Genomic DNA, 18,103 nt, shown 5'->3' on the forward strand with positions numbered 1-18,103 from the left:
TCCCCTCACCCTAACCCTCTCCCCAGAGGGGCGAGGGGATCGATCGTAGGCCCGGTAAGCGCAGCGCCACCGGGCAAAAAAAAGCCCTGCATCGCAGGGCTTTTTCAGCATCAGGCCTCGATATCCGCCATATCGCCTTTCTCCTGCAGCCAGTTACGTCGGTCTTCCGAACGTTTCTTGGCAAGGAGCATATCCATCATGGCGTTGGTTTGCTGTTCGTCTTCGTCGCTGATCGTTAGCTGTACCAGACGGCGCGTGTTCGGATCCAACGTCGTTTCGCGAAGCTGCATCGGGTTCATCTCACCCAGCCCTTTAAAGCGCTGCACGTTCGGTTTGCCCTTCTTGCGCTTCAGCTGTTCCAGCACGCCCGCTTTTTCTTCTTCCGTCAGCGCGTAGTAAACCTCTTTACCGAGATCGATACGGTAGAGCGGCGGCAGCGCCACGTGAACGTGACCGTTTTTCACCAGCGTTTTGAAGTGCTTCACGAACAGCGCGCACAGCAGCGTGGCGATGTGCAGACCATCGGAGTCCGCATCCGCGAGGATACAGATTTTGCCGTAGCGCAGCTGGCTCAGATCGTCGCTGTCCGGATCGATGCCGATCGCCACCGAGATATCGTGAACTTCCTGCGAGGCCAGCACTTCATCAGAAGAGACCTCCCAGGTATTCAGGATCTTACCCTTGAGCGGCATGATCGCCTGATATTCACGATCGCGCGCCTGCTTGGCCGATCCGCCCGCCGAGTCCCCTTCCACGAGGAACAGCTCGGTACGGTTGAGATCCTGCGCGGTACAGTCCGCCAGCTTGCCCGGCAGCGCGGGGCCGCTGGTCAGTTTTTTACGCACCACTTTCTTCGCGGCACGCAGACGACGCTGGGCGCTGGAGATCGCCATTTCAGCCAGCATTTCTGCTGCCTGAACGTTCTGGTTCAGCCACAGGGTAAACGCATCTTTCACCACGCCGGAAACGAACGCCGCGCACTGACGTGACGACAGACGCTCTTTGGTCTGACCGGCAAACTGTGGATCCTGCATCTTCACGGAGAGCACGTAGGCGCAGCGATCCCAGATATCTTCCGCAGACAGCTTCACGCCGCGCGGCAGGATGTTGCGGTATTCGCAGAATTCTCGCATCGCGTCCAGCAGCCCCTGACGCAGGCCGTTGACGTGCGTACCGCCCAGCATGGTCGGGATCAGGTTAACGTAGCTTTCGGTCAGCAGCTCGCCGCCTTCCGGCAGCCACAGAAGCGCCCAGTCCACGGCTTCTGTATCGCCGCTAAAGTTACCGACAAACGGTTTTTCCGGCAGCGTTGGCAGGCCGTTTACCGCTTCGCACAGGTAGTCGTTCAGACCATCGGCGTAGCACCAGGTTTGCGCGGTATTGTTAACGTGGTCTGTAAAAGTGATTTCCACGCCCGGACACAGCACCGCTTTGGCTTTCAGCAGGTGCGTCAGGCGAGAAACAGAAAAACGCGGGCTGTCGAAGAAGCTTTCGTCAGGCCAGAAGTGGACGCTGGTGCCGGTGTTGCGTTTGCCGCACGTGCCGACAACCTGCAGATCCTGCACCTTATCGCCGTTTTCAAACGCGATGTTATAGACTTGGCCGTCGCGACGAACGTTCACTTCCACGCGTTTGGACAGGGCGTTCACGACGGAAATGCCCACGCCGTGCAGGCCACCGGAGAACTGGTAGTTTTTGTTGGAGAACTTACCTCCCGCATGCAGACGACAGAGGATCAGCTCAACGGCAGGCACGCCCTCTTCCGGGTGGATATCCACCGGCATGCCGCGCCCGTCGTCGATAACTTCCAGCGACTGATCGGCGTGAAGGATAACGTCAACGCGTTTGGCATGGCCTGCCAGCGCTTCGTCCACACTGTTATCAATAACTTCCTGGCCCAAGTGGTTTGGGCGCGTCGTATCGGTGTACATCCCCGGGCGGCGGCGAACCGGCTCAAGCCCGGTGAGTACCTCAATGGCATCAGCGTTATAGGTTTGCGTCATGATTTAAGCTAGCAATTCGCATTGATTGTCAGTGGCTGTGCAGTCCAAGAAAATCGACAATCTGGGTGAAATGATCCTCAAAGCCCGTGAAAGCATGGTTTCCGCCCTCTTCTATAGTCTGGCGGCAGGATGCGTAATACGCCACTGCCTGGCGGTAATCCAGCACTTCATCACCCGTCTGCTGCAGCAGCCAGATGAGATCCGGCGCTTCGAGCGGGTCGACCTGCATAACTTTGAGATCGTAAATATGGCGTGACTCTAGCACATATTGTTGGCCGGTGTAGGGGTTCTCGTTTTCGCCAAGAAAGTCCCTCAGCAGCTCAAATGGCCGTACCGCTGGGTTAACCACCACTGCAGGCAGCATAAAGCATTGCGACAGCCAGGTGGCGTAATATCCTCCCAGCGATGAACCGACCACGCCAAAGGATTCGCCACCGTGTTCGAGGACGATCGATTCCAGCATCTCCGCCGCTTCCGCCGGGTAGGGCGGCAGTTGCGGGACAATCATCTCAACGTACGGATGATGCTCGCTCAGCCAGTGGCGAAACTGCGTCGCTTTCGCGGAGCGCGGCGAGCTGTTGAACCCGTGAAGATAGAGAAGCGTAGACATCAATAGCCTTCTGAAGCGGTATCGGGGCGGAATTTTGCGCCTGACAAACGGCACACTTCTGTCGTCAGGTTGCCATCGGCATGCAGTTCCAGCCAGCGCCAGCCTGGTGCGATGGTGTCCAGGGTGAAGTTGGCGCAATGCGGCTTAAATTGCACGCAAGTGGACGGCGTGGCGAGCATTCTGCGGCCATTCCAGTCGAGATCCTGTTCCTGATGAATGTGTCCGCACAGCAGATTTTTCACGCGAGGGAAGTTCACCAGCACGCTGTCCAGCGCCGCTGAGTTACGCAGGCTGTGTTGATCGAGCCAGCTGCAGCCCGCTGGCAGCGGATGATGATGAAGCAACAGCAGCGTATTGCGTGCCGGTTCGGCAGCCAGTTTGGTTTCGAGCCAGTCAAGCTGAAACTCGCTTAACTCACCGTGCGGGACGCCAAAGACCTGGCTGTCGAGCAGTAAAATTTGCCAGTGGTCCCCTGCAAAAACACACTTCGCCGGGGAGATACCCGACTCCAGGAGCGAACTGTACATGGCAGGCTGGAAATCATGGTTGCCGGGCAGCCATACGCAGGGCACGCTGAAGCTCGCGATGCCTTCAGCAAAATGCTGGTAGGCCGCGGAGGACTGATCCTGCGCCAGATCGCCCGTTGCGACAATCAGATCGCAGGCGCGATTTTCGGCGTGAATCGCGTTGAGTACAGCCTGATAGCTCTCCCAGGTATTCACGCCCAACAGCGTTTCATGCTTTTCGGCAAAAAGGTGGGTATCGGTGATTTGTAATATCCTGACTGGCGCCCCACCAGCAACAGTCAGGTTCAACAGGCTTTCCAAATGGTGTCCTTAGGTAGGTTTATGACGCTAACAAACCGGAATCGCCATTGCTCCATGTGCTAAACAATATCTTAGCCAGTCGGCTAAAAACTGGTTAATTTGATGCTTTTCGTCGCGTTGATGCAACTTTTTATTCGGGTAATCATACCGCGCTTTGAAGCGAAAGATCTGCTGGCTCGAACACACTTCAGCGACCATCGCGTCGTGATAGAGGCGCACCGTCATCGACGGCAGGCTCCAGTAGCTAATGTTGGGGGCCGTTTGCTCAATCTCTACCAGCGTAGTGTAGCGCGTTGATTCTGTTATCGTTAACCGATACTGCGCGTTGCTCACCTGATAGCTTACCGTTTCGCCGGGTGCGTCGTTTCGCGGCAGCAGGCGGCGCAGCTGTGCGAAATTGGTTTCGCACAGGCGCATCATTTCTGGGAAGTCAGGTGTATAGCGCTTCATTTTTTCCACTCGTTTCGTAATGTCTGATAATGCAGTTGCAGCCATTGCAGGGCGATGACAGACGCTGCGTTGTCGATTTTCCCCTCTTCTACCCACTGGTAGGCCTGTTCCCGGCTCACCACATGAACCCGAATATCTTCGTTTTCATCTGCCAGACCGTGGATCCCTTCCGCGGTCGTGGCGTCCACTTCGCCCACCATAATGGATAAGCGTTCACTTGTGCCACCCGGGCTTGCCAGATAGCTGAGCACGGGCTTTGTTCTCCCGACAACCAGACCCGCCTCTTCCAGCGCTTCGCGCCGGGCGACGTCCTCGACCGATTCGCCCTCTTCAATCATCCCGGCCACCATCTCCAGCAGCCACGGGCTTTCGCTAACGTCATAAGCGGCGATGCGGATCTGCTCAACCAGCACCACTTCATCACGCACTGGGTCAAAGGGTAGCAAGACTGCAGCATGCCCGCGCTCAAAAATTTCGCGTTTGATTTCGCCGCTCATCTCGCCGTTAAACAGGCGATGCCTGAAACGGTAAAGTTCCATTGAAAAAAAACCGCTATAAAGCGTTTCTCGTGCAATAATTTCTACATCGTTTTTGGCGAATGTGACGGGCAACTTCTCTGTTTTTTGCATAAATCATGTCCTGGTAGCAATGGTGATGAAATGATGAATTTCAAGGCTGTTTGGCTGCCGTTTGTAAGGCTATATGATAGATTGGTGCAAATTACCGCCAGATGGCACGTAACGCCAACCTTTTGGTGTGGATGATTCTGTTAGAATCGGCAATTATTTTTAATTAGATCAGCGCTAATACTGCTTCACAACAAGGAATGCAAATGAAGAAATTGCTCCCCATCCTTATCGGCCTGAGCCTGACGGGCTTCAGTGCAATGAGCCAGGCGGAAAACCTGTTACAGGTCTACCAGCAGGCACGTCTGGGCAACCCTGATTTACGTAAATCAGCGGCCGATCGTGATGCTGCGTTTGAAAAGATTAACGAAGCGCGTAGCCCCTTGCTGCCGCAGTTAGGTTTAGGTGCAGATTACACCTACAGCAACGGTTTCCGCGACGCTAACGGCGTTAACTCCAATGCCACCAGCGCATCACTGCAGTTAACCCAGACGCTGTTTGACATGTCCAAATGGCGCGCCCTGACCCTGCAGGAAAAGAGCGCGGGTATTCAGGATGTGACGTATCAGACCGATCAGCAGACGCTGATCCTCAATACCGCCACCGCGTACTTCAACGTGCTGAGCGCGATTGACGCACTCTCCTATACCGAAGCGCAGAAACAGGCGGTTTACCGTCAGTTAGATCAAACGACCCAGCGTTTCAACGTGGGTCTGGTCGCGATTACTGACGTGCAGAACGCCCGCTCACAGTACGACACCGTGCTGGCTAACGAGGTGACTGCCCGTAACAACCTCGATAACGCGCTGGAATCCCTGCGTCAGGTCACCGGTAACTACTATCCAGAGCTGGCGTCCCTGAACGTGGACAGCTTTAAAACGGATAAACCGCAGGCCGTAAACGCCCTGCTGAAAGAGGCGGAAAACCGCAACCTGGCGTTATTGCAGGCGCGTCTGAGCCAGGACCTGGCCCGCGAACAAATCCGTCAGGCGCAGGACGGCCACCTGCCAACCCTGAGCCTGAGCGCGTCAACCGGTGTCTCTGATACCAGCTATAGCGGCTCTAAAACCAATACGTCCCAGTATGACGACAGCAATATGGGCCAGAACAAAGTGGGCCTGAGCTTCTCTCTGCCGCTGTACCAGGGCGGTCAGGTTAACTCGCAGGTGAAACAGGCGCAGTACAACTTTGTTGGCGCGAGCGAGCAGCTGGAAAGCGCCCACCGCAACGTGGTGCAGACCGTGCGTTCCTCCTTCAACAACGTGAACGCCTCGATCAGCAGCATCAACGCGTATAAACAGGCCGTTGTCTCTGCCCAGAGCTCTCTGGATGCGAACGAAGCGGGCTACTCCGTCGGTACCCGTACCATCGTTGACGTTCTGGACGCGACCACCACGCTGTACAACGCGAAACAGCAGCTCTCCAGCGCGCGTTACCAGTACCTGATTAACCAGCTGAATATCAAGCAGGCTCTGGGTACGCTTAACGAGCAGGATCTGCAGATGCTGAACAGCACGCTGGGCAAACCAGTGTCGACGTCACCGGAAAGCGTTGCACCGGAGAACCCGCAGCAGGTTGCCGCGGTGGATAACTACAACGCTGAAGGCAGCGCGCCTGCTGCACAACCAGCGGCAGCACGTACCAACACCGGCAGCAATCCGTTCCGTAACTAAGAGTGTCATCAGGCCCACTGCGGCCTGATGCCCTCACCCCGGCCCTCTCCCACAGGGAGAGGGAGCATCTGAATCACACTCGAACGTAAGCCAACGTAAAGATCCCCCTGATTCCGCCCCTCTTCGCTTCATTTTCAACCACTCATCCTCTATCCTGAGCGTTATTACCACTGGGTCCTGGAAGACAAACATGAAACGGACAAAAACAATGAATCACGCGTCGTTCCGCAAAAGCTGGAACGCACGTCACCTCACCCCTGTTGCACTGGCGGTCACCGCCGTCTTTATGCTGGCAGGCTGTGAGCAAAGCGACGAAACGGTCTCGATGTATCAAAACGCGGACGACTGCTCGGCCGCAACCGGTAAAGCCGCGGAATGTACGACGGCTTATAACAGCGCGCTGAAAGAAGCGGAACGTACCGCACCGAAATATGCTTCGCGCGAAGACTGCGTGGCGGAATTCGGCGAAGGCCAGTGCCAGCAGGCGCCTGCTCAGGCAGGCATGGCACCGGAAAACCAGGCGCAGGCGCAGTCCAGCGGCAGCTTCTGGATGCCGCTGATGGCGGGCTACATGATGGGCCGCATGATGAGCGGCGGCGCGGGCTACCAGCAGCAGCCGCTGTTTAGTTCCAAAAACCCAAACAGCCCGGCATACGGTAAATACACCGACGCCACCGGTAAAAACTACGGTGCAGCAACGCCTGGCCGTACCACGACCGTGCCTAAAACGGCGATGGCACCTAAGCCAGCAACCACCAGCACCATCACCCGCGGTGGCTTTGGTGAATCTGTGGCGAAACAAACCACCATGCAGCGCAGCGCGACCGGGTCTTCGACTCGCTCAATGGGCGGCTGATCATGGAACGAGTCAGTATTGTCGAGCGCCCGGACTGGCGCGAAAAGGCCACCGAGTACGGTTTTAACTTCCATACCATGTACGGCGAGCCGTACTGGTGTGAGGATGCTTACTATAAGCTCACGCTTGCCCAGGTTGAAAAGCTGGAAGAGGTAACCGCAGAGCTGCACCAGATGTGCCTGAGGGTTGTCGAGAAGGTTATCGACAGCGATGAGCTGATGACCAAATTCCGCATCCCGAAGCACACCTGGAGTTTTGTTCGTCAATCATGGAAAACCAGCCAGCCGTCGCTTTACTCTCGTCTCGATCTGGCATGGGATGGCGTGGGCGAACCTAAGCTGCTTGAGAACAACGCGGATACCCCAACCTCGCTGTACGAAGCCGCGTTCTTCCAGTGGATTTGGCTGGAAGATCAAATCAATGCTGGAAACCTGCCGGAAGGGAGCGACCAGTTCAACAGCCTGCAGGAAAAGCTGATTGAGCGCTTCGCCGAACTGCGCGAACAGCACGGCTTCAACCTGCTGCACCTTGCCTGCTGTCGCGATACGGAAGAAGACCGTGGAACGGTGCAGTATCTGCAGGATTGCGCAGCAGAAGCGGAAGTGGCGACAGAGTTCCTCTATATCGAAGATATTGGTCTGGGGGAGAAAGGTCAGTTTACCGACACGCAGGACCAGATCATCAGCAACCTGTTCAAGCTCTACCCGTGGGAGTACATGCTGCGCGAGATGTTCTCCACCAAGCTGGAAGACGCTGGCGTGCGCTGGCTGGAGCCGGCCTGGAAGAGCATTATCTCCAACAAAGCCCTGCTGCCGATGCTGTGGGAAATGTTCCCGAACCACCCTAACCTGCTGGCGGCGTACTTTGCGGAAGACGATCACCCACAAATGGAAAAATACGTCGTTAAGCCGATCTTCTCCCGCGAGGGGGCAAACGTCTCCATCGTCGAAAACGGCAAAACGCTGGAAGCGGTTGAAGGACCTTACGGCGAAGAAGGGATGATCGTCCAGGAGTTCTGGCAACTGCCGAAGTTTGGCGACAGCTATACCCTGATTGGCAGTTGGCTCATCAACGATCAGCCAGCCGGGATTGGTATTCGCGAAGATCGCGCGCTGATCACCCAGGATCTGTCACGGTTTTATCCGCATATTTTTATTGAGTAAGACTTGCCCGGTGGCGCTACGCTTACCGGGCCTACGCGCGACATGTAGGCCGGGTAAGGCGAAGCCGCCACCCGGCACGTTTTTACCCAATCTGCACCGACAGCATACTTAAACTCCCCATCTCAATCCCGTCGACCGGGATCGTAATCGGTTCCTGGCCATCCCACGCGCCAAGCACATACAGCAGCGGCAGGAAGTGCTCCGGGGTCGGGTTAGAGAGCGAGCCGCCTTCGTGATCCAGATAGTTCACCAGCGGATGCGCCTCACTCGGGCCTTGCCACGTCAGGTTTGCTTTGACGTAGTCGTTAAATGAGGTCGCCCACGGGTACGGCGTGTTCTCACCGTGCCAGCGTGCCGTACGCAGGTTATGCACCACGTTGCCACTCGCCACCAGCATGATGCCTTCATCACGCAGGGTTGCCAGCTTGCGGCCCATCTCCAGATGCCAGGCGGCAGGTTTGGTGCTGTCGATGCTCAACTGCACCATTGGGATATCGGCATCCGGGTACATCTTAATCAGCACGCCCCAGGAGCCGTGGTCAAAACCCCAGGCTTCTTTATCCAGCGTGACCGGGACGGGAGCCAGTAAATCAACCAGCTGTTGCGCCAGTTCAGGCGAACCCGGCGCAGGATAATGCGTGTCGTACAGCGCCTGCGGGAAGCCGCCGAAATCATGGATGGTCTTTGGTGCTTCCATCGCGGTGACGCCCGTACCACGGGTAAACCAGTGTGCAGATACCACCACAATCGCCTTCGGACGCGGCAACGTCTCGCCCAGATGACGCCAGGCGCGGGTATAGACGTTATCTTCCAGAACGTTCATTGGGCTACCGTGGCCTAAAAACAGTGCTGGCATACGTGAAGAAGTCATGGTGATATCCTTAGAGATATTGGCAATTTGATGGTGCTACATTACGCGCGATCGCGTGCAGATAAACGCAGATAAGCATGAAGATCATCATCAGGAAATTTGAATATCAGGAACAGCGTAAGGAGGGATGAATGTCAGTACCTTTAATTCTGACAATACTGGCGGGGGCAGCCACCTTTATTGGCGCGATCCTCGGCGTGCTCGGACAAAAACCATCTAATCGCGTGCTGGCCTTCTCACTGGGCTTTGCCGCCGGGATTATGCTGCTCATCTCGTTAATGGAGATGCTCCCTGCGGCACTGGGTACCAGGGGCATGTCGCCCATTCTGGGCTACGGCATGTTTGTACTGGGCCTGCTGGGCTACTTTGCCCTCGACCGCATGCTGCCTCATGCACATCCGCAGGATTTAATGCAGAAAAACGTTACCCCCCTGCCGCGCAATATCAAGCGTACCGCCATTCTGCTGACGCTCGGTATCAGCCTGCATAACTTCCCGGAGGGGGTCGCCACCTACGTGACGGCCAGCAGCAATCTGGAGATGGGCTTTGGCATCGCCCTGGCGGTGGCCTTACACAATATCCCTGAAGGACTGGCCGTTGCCGGACCGGTTTATGCTGCGACCGGCTCAAAACGCACGGCCGTATTCTGGGCGGGGATCTCCGGGATGGCCGAAATCCTCGGCGGGGTGCTGGCGTGGCTGATCCTCGGCAGCCTGGTGTCTCCGGTCGTGATGGCAGCCATTATGGCGGCGGTCGCGGGGATTATGGTCGCCCTCTCTGTGGATGAACTGATGCCGCTGGCAAAAGAGATCGATCCGAATAACAACCCCAGCTATGGCGTACTGTGCGGGATGTCGGTGATGGGCCTGAGCCTGGTGTTGCTGCAAACAGCAGGTATTGGTTGAGCGTTTTGCCTCCGTTAAACGCGGAGGCATTATTTCCTTATTTTGTCGAAGACAATCTACATTATTTTTATTCTCTTTAATTATTTCGAATATCTCCGGGTAAAACAGTAACTATATGCACCGCTTACAATAACCAGTAATTATAATTTAATATTTCCTTAAAATGAGTTTTAGCCAATTTAATCCCCCCCTCACCTCTTTAGCCCGTATACTTTGCGAGTATTCTGAAATTTAATATTCAGTTTATGAATTCATTTGAAAAAGGATATTTTCATGCATATGGGTAAAAAAGTACTGTTAGCGGTTGCAATGACTGCCATTGTCTCGGGTTCTGCATTTGCTGACGATCAGGGTTCTGGCAAAATCAAATTTAAAGGTGTAGTTATTGATGCGCCTTGCAACATTGCACCAGATAGCGTTGATAAAGAAGTGGATCTCGGTGAAGTGACCACAGCAGTTATCAATGCCAACAAGAAATCTACCGCTGTTCCGGTTGATATCAATCTGGAAAACTGCCAGCTTGACGATCCGGCCGACGAGACTGACACTCCAATTACCAAAGTCGATGTCACCTTCACCAGCGCAGCAACAGACGCAACTGACACCAGCCTGATGAGCAACACCTATGCAAGCGGTGCCCAGAACGTTGGCGTTCGTCTGCTGGATAACGCCGAAGCCAACATTACGCTGGGCGCAGCTAATGAAGTTGCCCTGCTGGCAGGTTCAACGACTCAGACTCTTCACTTCAAAGCATTAATGGAAGTGCTTGCAGGCAAAACCGCTACGGCGGGTCAGGTTGAAGCAACTGCCAACTATGTTCTGATGTACAAATAATAACATCACGTCACGGTATAAACCGGCTGGCATTTAATGCAGCCGGCAATCTATATTTTTTGAGTAACAGGACGATGACATATAAATTACAATGGATAATTATTATTACGTCCCTGTTAATGACGAACATTGGCTCCGCTACCGAATTCAACATCAATGCCATTGATAAAGATCAGCGTGGCAGCGTTGATTTATCCCTTTTTAAAGATCAAATATCCGTCACGCCAGGCAACTATTTCGTTAGCGTTTCAATTAATGATATTCCGCTGGCGAACGGCTGGGAGCTTCGTTGGCGGGAGATAAAAAATAGTGTACAAGTCTGTATTCCCCCCGAGCTGGCCGATACGTTTGCACTTCAAGACTCCATCCGTAGCGCATTACCTAAAAAAGACGGGTGCGTCGACTTTACGTCCAAACCGGATATTAAATTTACCTTTGAGCAAGCCAGCCAAACATTAAAAGTCACTATCCCCCAGGCGTGGCTACAGTACCGCGCTGCCGACTGGATGCCGCCCTCAACCTGGGAAAACGGCGTGCCCGGCGTGCTGCTGGATTACAACATTTTTGCCAGCCATTATCAGCCAAATGATGGCAGCAGTACCGACAATGCGAACACTTACGGAACGGTGGGTGCCAATATGGGTGCCTGGCGGCTGCGCAGCGATTATCAGTACACGCAAACCCATACTGACACGGGTTCAGAAAATGATGGTCGCTTTTCACGTGTCTATATGTTCCGCCCTCTCCCGTCGCTCGGCGCCAAACTTACGCTAGGGGAAACAGATTTCCAGTCCGCTATTTTTGATGCTTTCACCTATACCGGTGCATCCCTGATTAGCGATGAGCGCATGCTGCCGTGGTCGCTACGGGGTTACGCGCCACAAATTACCGGGATAGCGCAAACCAACGCCACGGTCACCGTCAGCCTTGCCGATCGCGTGATTTACCAGAGCAAGGTCCCGCCCGGTCCCTTTGTAATTCAGGATCTTAACCAGTCTGTACAGGGCACGCTGGATGTCAAAGTAACGGAAGAAGACGGGCGCGTCAGCACCTTCCAGGTCTCTGCAGAATCGGTCCCGTTTTTAACCCGCAAAGGTCAGGTTCGCTACAAGCTGGCGACCGGGAAAGCGCGCAAAGACGCCTCGCATGACGTTGAAGATAACGCGTTTCTGAGCGGTGAATTCTCGTGGGGGATGCTGTCACAAACCTCCCTCTATGGCGGTACGCTCGCCGATGGCGACCATTACCGATCCGTCGCCGCCGGCATCGGACAAAACATGGAGTACCTGGGTGCCCTCTCTTTTGACGTCACACAGGCGACCAGCCAGTTGCCCAATCAGAATAGCCAAACGGGCTATAGCTACCGCTTTAACTACAGTAAACGTTTCGATACCACAGGCAGTCAGCTTACGCTCGCCAGCTATCGCTACTCAGACCCTCAGTTCCTGAGCTACGCCCGTTTTCTGGATGATGACAATAACGACCGGCAGTCCGAAAAACAGACGCTCAGCGTGACGGCCAGCCAGTACATTTCGGCATTATCACTCAATCTCTATGTAAACATGCTGCGTCAAACCTGGTGGAACGACTCGCCTTCCACAACGGGCAGCGTGACCGCTGGCTACAACTTTGACCTGGGTCGCTGGAAAAACCTGGGCGTCACCCTGTCGTGGAGTAAAACGCATTATGAAGATGAAGACGACGATACGCAGTTCTATCTCTCATTGAGCGTGCCGCTCGATCCCGATCATCGACTGAATTACGACCTGCGCAACAGCGACAACCTGAGCCAGAACGTGTCGTGGTACGACACATCAGACCGCAATAATACCTGGGGTGTTTCCGCAGGCACCGAGAGCGAGAAGTCAGATGCTGGTGCGCAGGTGGGCGGCAACTATCAACATTATTCCCCTTATGGCGATCTGAATCTTTCCGGGAGCTATAAGGCTAATGAATACAATTCCCTGAGCGCCAGCTGGAACGGCTCGTTGACTGCAACGGCGAAAGGTGCCGCCCTGCACCGCCGCAGCTACGGTAATGAACCGCGCGTGATGGTCAGCACCGACGGCGTAGGCAACATCCCGCTGAACATGTCGCGGGATGAAACAAACCGGTTTGGCATTGGCGTTTTACCGTCCATCTCCAGCTATTCGCCCTCCAGCGTGCAGGTCAATATGAACAACCTGCCCGATGGCGTGGACGTGGACACCCGCGTCGTCACCTCAACCTGGACAGAAGGCGCGATTGGATTCCGTCAGATTGCCACGCGTGCAGGCAACGATATTGCAGGCATCTTACGCACCGCATCCGGCACGCCGCCGCTGGGTGCGGTTGTTCGCCTGCAGGAAAACGACCGGCAGATTGCCATGGTCGCCGATGACGGCCACGTCTGGCTCGGTGCCGTAGAGCCAGAACAACAGTTCCGCGTAACGTGGGGAGACAATCAGCAGTGTCGCTTCGCGTTACCTTCACACCTTGAAAACAGTATGCAGTTGATACTGCCATGTCAGTAAGAAACCATGATGAAATTAACCCTACTCAAAAGCCTGTGCCTGATGCTGGCCGGCGCAGCATTCACCACCCACGCGGCCGTAAACCTCGACCGCACGCGCATTGTCTTCCCGGAAAGCGACAAAGCCAGCAGCCTGAAGGTTGAAAACCAGAGTAAGGCGTTGCCTTATCTGGCGCTCTCCTGGATTGAAGATGAAAAAGGCCGGAAAGAAGACACGCATTTCATGGCGCTCCCTCCCATTCAACGCCTTGAAGCGGGTTCCGCATCGCAGATCAGGATCGTTAAGCAAGCAGCCACCAGCCAGTTGCCGAAAGACAGAGAATCCCTGTTTTATTTCAACCTGCGCGAAGTGCCGCCGAAAAGCAGCAGCGCCAGCGAGGAACGCAGCGTCATGCAGGTCGCGATGCAGAGCAGGATCAAACTGTTCTGGCGCCCAAAAGCGATTACCAAAAAGCCCGGTGAGCTGGCGGAAATGCGCATGGAAATTTCAGCCAATGCCAAAGGGCTGACCGTGCATAACCCCACGCCGTATTACATCACCCTCGCGTGGCTCAGCAAGAATGCTAAGACCATGCTCCCGGGCTTTGACAGCCTGATGATCGCGCCTTTCGCTACAGCAACCACGTCTACGGGTGACTATCACGGTAATTATTACAGCATCGGTTACATCGACGACTACGGTGCGCTGAAAAAGGTCGACGTGCAGTGTGCGGGAACGGCGCAGTGCACGCTCAGCGAAAGGAAGATCGAAAAAGATGCAAAATCTCGCTAAGGTATTGTTCATATTGCTGCTCTCAGTGCTGCCTTTAAAAGACGCGCTGGCGCTTGACTGCTACCTGGGCGGTTCCGGCGGCCCCGTTGAAGAGGTCAAAACGATCTCGCCGTTTGCTATTCCCAGTAATGCGCAGGTGGGTGAAAAAATCTGGGAGTCAGATGACATCAAAATCCCGGTGACGTGCGATCACAACGTCACGAGCAGTTTTCAACCTGAAGACGTTTTTGGCTGGGTGAACCCATATCCTTCTGCTACCGATCCCTATTATGAACTTGGGGTAACCTATGAAGGGATAGACTACGATGCAACAGGCCAGCCCAACGGCGTCGATACCCGACAGTGTCTGGACAACCAAAACATCACAATTTATACCCCTGACCAGATTCGACAAATGGGATGGGAAAATCGCATCTGTTCCGGTAACCCGGACGATATTCACACTTCACGTACTTTTGTCGCTCGCCTGCGTTTATACGTCAAAATCAAAGCGATGCCGCCCCACGGCTATGTCAGCTCTCTGGGGGATTACATCGTCGTGCAGTTTGACGGAAAAGGTGGGGTTAACCAGATGGTGGACGCGAAAAACCTCAAATATCATATTAACGGCCTGCAAAATATTACCGTTCTGGACTGCGGGGCGACGTTCAGTATTTACCCTGAGAACCAGGAGATTGATTTCGGCACTTTTAGCGCGCGCGACATTGTGAATCAGCAGACGCGCACTCGCACATTTTCGGTACGAACAACCAAAGTGCAGGATGCGCAATGTTCAGATGGGTTCAAAATGGATTCGTCGTTCTATACCACAGAGTCACTCAGCACCGACGATACGGCGTTATTGGTCGGGAACGGCTTAAAGCTGCGGATCCTTAACAAAACGCAGCAGCCCTACACCTTCAACCACTATGAAGAGTATGCTGATTTTACGGGCAGCACGTTGCAATATGAGCAAACCTACACGGCAGAGCTATCGCCCGTAGAGGGTCAAGCCATTCAGTCCGGCCCGTTCGAAACGGTAGTTCTGTTCAAAATTAACTATAACTAGACACAAAAAAGCCGGGTTTCCCCGGCTTTTTCACATCAGCCATTTCAGCTGGCTTTGCGCTCGTGCGCCTGGCGATACTCAACCAGATCTTCGATCGTTACCACCGGCATATTGTGCAGACGGGCAAAGGTGATGCACTCCGGCGCGCGCGCCATGGTGCCGTCATCGTTGGTCAGTTCACACAGCACGCCTGCAGGTTTGAAGCCTGCCAGCGTTACCAGGTCGATCGTCGCTTCGGTGTGACCGCCGCGGGTCAGCACGCCGCCCGCCTGTGCGCGCAGTGGGAAGACGTGGCCTGGACGATGCAGGTCGGACGGCTTAGCACCATCGGCAATCGCTGCACGTACGGTGGTCAGACGGTCAGCCGCAGACACACCGGTGGTCACGCCATGCGCCGCTTCAATGGTCACGGTAAAACCGGTACCGAAGGCGCTGGTATTGTTTTCGACCATCATCGGCAGCTCGAGCTGCTTACGACGATCTTCGGTAATACACAGGCATACGATGCCGCTGCCGTGACGGATGGTCAGCGCCATCTGTTCAACGGTCATGTTTTCGGCGGCGAAAATCATATCGCCTTCGTTTTCACGGTTTTCATCGTCAAGCACCATCACACCGCGGCCTTCGCGCAGTGCATCCAGTGCATGTTCAACACGTTGAGTTGAAGTGCCAAAAGAGGAAAGTAGCGTCTGATTCATGGTAAAAAAACCTCATTAACATTATGGTTACCAGAATCAGGGCAGTCTTAGGAGCGCCGTATAAGCGGCAAAAAGATAACGTGAGCGGGCCCATGCCCGACTGGATCGTTACTCTCTCCCATCCGGACTCTAACCGTCGGCCCCGGAATTACACCGGATCTGCTGACCTTTGAGTATTCACCCAAAGCGCTCGCGGGCTTTCAGCGTTAAGCTGATTTACCGCCGGTGGGGAATTTCGCCCCGCCCTGAGAATAAGCGAGATAACTATAACGCTATTGATTAACCTGGGCAATGCATAAGCTTCAAACAAATCTGCTTTATCCTGGAGCATGACGCGCTACAATGTTCATCAACACCGTTTTATCAAGGGAAGCCACTATGATTGACCCGAAGAAAATTGAGCAAATTGCGCGTCAGGTTCACGAGTCCATGCCAAAAGGCATTCGTGAATTTGGTGATGACGTTGAGAAGAAAATCCGCCAGACGCTGCAGGCGCAGTTGGTTCGCCTTGATTTAGTGAGCCGTGAAGAGTTCGACGTGCAGACGCAGGTTCTGCTGCGCACCCGCGAAAAGCTGGCACTGCTGGAACAGCGTTTGACCGAGCTGGAAAACCGCAATACCCCGGAAGAAGTGAAACCGGCACCGGCTATTCCACCGGTGGATGACCAGGCGTAAGCGCGGCCTGTTGTGCCCGGTGGCGGCTACGCCTTACCGGGCCTACATGAACGCGTAGGTCGGGTAAGGCGCAGCCGCCACCCGACATAAAAAAACGGGCCAAATGGCCCGTTTTTTACTGACTGTCTTTCTGAATCTTCTTGATGATGTTGGTGGTTGAGCACCCGTCCTCAAAGTTGAGCACCATCACTTCACCGCCGTTGGCCCAGACCTCTTCGCTACCCGCGATTTGCTCCGGCTTATAATCGCCGCCCTTCACCAGCAGATCCGGCAGAATACCGGCAATCAGGCGCTGCGGCGTGTCTTCTTCAAACGACACCACCCAGTCCACCGCTTCCAGCGCGCCGAGCACAATCATTCGCTGCTCGAGCGGGTTCACCGGACGCGTTTCACCCTTCAGGCGTTTCGTCGACGCATCGCTGTTGACCGCCACAATCAGGCGATCGCCCAGCTTGCGCGCGTTTGCCAGATACGAAACGTGACCCGCGTGCAGGATGTCGAACACGCCATTGGTCATCACCACTTTTTCACCACGCTTGCGCGCGGCGGCGACGGCCACCTTCAGCTCGTCTTCGGTCATCACGCCAAAACCGGTATCGGCACGACCGCGCACCGCGTTTTCCAGCTCGATTGGCGAAACGGTAGACGTCCCGAGTTTACCGACCACCACGCCCGCCGCCGCGTTCGCAAAGTAGCACGCTTCCTCGAGGGAATTACCCGCCGCCAGCGTCGCCGCCAGGACGCCAATTACCGTATCACCGGCACCGGTCACATCGTACACTTCCTGCGCCTGGGTTGGCATATGCAGCGGCTGTTTGCCCGGCTGCAGCAGCGTCATCCCCTGCTCGGAGCGAGTCACCAGCAGCGCGGACAGCTCGAAATCTGCAATGATCTTCATGCCGCGCTCAACCAGCTCTTCCTCGGTTTTGCACTTGCCCGCCACCGCCTCAAACTCGGAGAGGTTTGGCGTCAGCAGCGTCGCGCCGCGATAGCGCTCAAAATCGGTTCCTTTCGGGTCGATCAGCACCGGCACGTTGGCTTTACGCGCCAGCTTAATCATCGTCTGCACGCTCGCCAGCGCGCCTTTGGCGTAGTCGGACAGCACCAGCGCGCCGATATTGCCCAGCGCCTGATTGATACGCTCGTGCAGCGGCTCAGGATCGACGCCCTCAAAACCTTCTTCAAAGTCGAGGCGGATCAGCTGCTGGTTACGCGACAGCACGCGCAGTTTCGTGATGGTCGGGTGGGTCGGAACAGAAACGAAATCGCACTTCACGTTCACGTCCGCCAGCGACTTGCTCAGCGCGCGCGCCGCATCGTCGATGCCGGTCAGGCCCACCAGACGCGACTGCGCGCCCAAAGAGGCAATGTTCATCGCCACGTTTGCCGCGCCGCCGGGACGCTCTTCAATGGTGTCGACCTTAACCACCGGTACCGGTGCTTCCGGAGAGATGCGGCTGGTCGGGCCGTACCAGTAGCGATCCAGCATCACATCCCCAACAACCATTACCCCAGCACGTTCAAACTCTGGCAGTGTTACTTTCATTCCTGACTCCAGAAAGATTCACAATTTGCGCGCG

At 55.2% G+C, this 18,103-nt stretch carries 17 protein-coding genes and 1 riboswitch; of the genes, 9 read left to right on the top strand and 8 right to left on the bottom strand.

The features are described 5' to 3' along the window. Positions 1-110: 110 nt before the first annotated feature. The 5 genes from parE to nudF are packed head-to-tail and all read right to left on the bottom strand — an operon-like array spanning position 111 to position 4,519. On the bottom strand, positions 111-2,003 hold the full coding sequence (gene parE, locus AC2T6E_RS13405) for a DNA topoisomerase IV subunit B (RefSeq protein WP_029740698.1): 1,893 nt from the start codon (positions 2,001-2,003) through the stop codon (positions 111-113). A gap of 28 nt (positions 2,004-2,031) precedes the next feature. Next, positions 2,032-2,613 (bottom strand): esterase YqiA, encoded by a 582-nt coding sequence (gene yqiA / locus AC2T6E_RS13410; RefSeq protein WP_108416220.1) that lies wholly within the window; start codon positions 2,611-2,613, stop codon positions 2,032-2,034. Beyond that, positions 2,613-3,440, bottom strand: coding sequence for a 3',5'-cyclic-AMP phosphodiesterase (gene cpdA, locus AC2T6E_RS13415; protein WP_042714985.1), 828 nt, complete (start codon positions 3,438-3,440; stop codon positions 2,613-2,615). The genes yqiA and cpdA overlap by 1 nt, the downstream gene beginning before the upstream one ends. A 27-nt stretch (positions 3,441-3,467) precedes the next feature. Then, positions 3,468-3,890, bottom strand: a complete 423-nt coding sequence (locus tag AC2T6E_RS13420) for a DUF1249 family protein (RefSeq protein ID WP_126815541.1) — start codon at positions 3,888-3,890, stop codon at positions 3,468-3,470. Then, positions 3,887-4,519: an ADP-ribose diphosphatase gene (gene nudF, locus AC2T6E_RS13425; protein ID WP_126815540.1), complete on the bottom strand. Its 633-nt coding sequence runs from the start codon at positions 4,517-4,519 to the stop codon at positions 3,887-3,889. The genes AC2T6E_RS13420 and nudF overlap by 4 nt, the downstream gene beginning before the upstream one ends. A gap of 203 nt (positions 4,520-4,722) precedes the next feature. On the opposite strand from nudF, the gene tolC reads away from it, so the two are divergent. From tolC to AC2T6E_RS13440, 3 genes are all read left to right on the top strand, one after another. Then, a complete protein-coding gene (gene tolC / locus AC2T6E_RS13430; protein WP_182401539.1) occupies positions 4,723-6,189 on the top strand; it encodes an outer membrane channel protein TolC in 1,467 nt (488 codons plus the stop codon). Positions 6,190-6,379: 190 nt separating this feature from the next. Next, positions 6,380-7,045, top strand: coding sequence for a DUF1190 family protein (locus AC2T6E_RS13435; protein WP_010435649.1), 666 nt, complete (start codon positions 6,380-6,382; stop codon positions 7,043-7,045). A gap of 2 nt (positions 7,046-7,047) precedes the next feature. Beyond that, positions 7,048-8,208: a glutathionylspermidine synthase family protein gene (locus AC2T6E_RS13440; RefSeq protein ID WP_486692134.1), complete on the top strand. Its 1,161-nt coding sequence runs from the start codon at positions 7,048-7,050 to the stop codon at positions 8,206-8,208. An 82-nt stretch (positions 8,209-8,290) separates the two neighbouring features. Here the strand turns inward: AC2T6E_RS13440 and ygiD are convergent, their stop codons facing one another. Beyond that, a complete protein-coding gene (gene ygiD, locus AC2T6E_RS13445) occupies positions 8,291-9,079 on the bottom strand; it encodes a 4,5-DOPA-extradiol-dioxygenase (RefSeq protein ID WP_316383052.1) in 789 nt (262 codons plus the stop codon). A 131-nt stretch (positions 9,080-9,210) separates the two neighbouring features. Between ygiD and zupT the strand changes: the two genes are divergently transcribed. From zupT to AC2T6E_RS13470, 5 genes are all read left to right on the top strand, one after another. Then, on the top strand, positions 9,211-9,984 hold the full coding sequence (zupT, locus tag AC2T6E_RS13450; protein ID WP_126545237.1) for a zinc transporter ZupT: 774 nt from the start codon (positions 9,211-9,213) through the stop codon (positions 9,982-9,984). Positions 9,985-10,257: 273 nt separating this feature from the next. Next, entirely contained in the window at positions 10,258-10,818 is a 561-nt protein-coding gene (locus tag AC2T6E_RS13455; protein ID WP_316468324.1) for a fimbrial protein, read from the top strand. Positions 10,819-10,937: 119 nt separating this feature from the next. Further along, a complete protein-coding gene (locus AC2T6E_RS13460) occupies positions 10,938-13,331 on the top strand; it encodes a fimbria/pilus outer membrane usher protein (RefSeq protein WP_486692318.1) in 2,394 nt (797 codons plus the stop codon). A 9-nt stretch (positions 13,332-13,340) separates the two neighbouring features. Continuing rightward, positions 13,341-14,102, top strand: coding sequence for a fimbrial biogenesis chaperone (locus AC2T6E_RS13465; protein WP_120158613.1), 762 nt, complete (start codon positions 13,341-13,343; stop codon positions 14,100-14,102). Further along, a complete protein-coding gene (locus AC2T6E_RS13470; protein ID WP_458667613.1) occupies positions 14,086-15,150 on the top strand; it encodes a fimbrial protein in 1,065 nt (354 codons plus the stop codon). Before AC2T6E_RS13465 ends, AC2T6E_RS13470 begins: the two co-directional genes overlap by 17 nt. A 44-nt stretch (positions 15,151-15,194) precedes the next feature. On the opposite strand, the gene ribB is transcribed toward AC2T6E_RS13470, so the two are convergent. Next, a complete protein-coding gene (gene ribB / locus AC2T6E_RS13475; protein ID WP_010435670.1) occupies positions 15,195-15,848 on the bottom strand; it encodes a 3,4-dihydroxy-2-butanone-4-phosphate synthase in 654 nt (217 codons plus the stop codon). A gap of 106 nt (positions 15,849-15,954) precedes the next feature. Then, a riboswitch (FMN riboswitch) is annotated at positions 15,955-16,105 on the bottom strand. A 121-nt stretch (positions 16,106-16,226) separates the two neighbouring features. Between ribB and ubiK the strand changes: the two genes are divergently transcribed. Further along, entirely contained in the window at positions 16,227-16,523 is a 297-nt protein-coding gene (gene ubiK / locus AC2T6E_RS13480) for a ubiquinone biosynthesis accessory factor UbiK (RefSeq protein WP_013098757.1), read from the top strand. Between the two features lie 115 nt (positions 16,524-16,638). Here ubiK and hldE read toward each other — a convergent pair whose 3' ends face one another. Further along, complete coding sequence (gene hldE / locus AC2T6E_RS13485; protein WP_260662560.1) at positions 16,639-18,069, bottom strand: bifunctional D-glycero-beta-D-manno-heptose-7-phosphate kinase/D-glycero-beta-D-manno-heptose 1-phosphate adenylyltransferase HldE; 1,431 nt, start codon at positions 18,067-18,069, stop codon at positions 16,639-16,641. Positions 18,070-18,103: the final 34 nt, after the last annotated feature.

This window comes from Enterobacter sp. B79-1, from assembly GCF_057444735.1.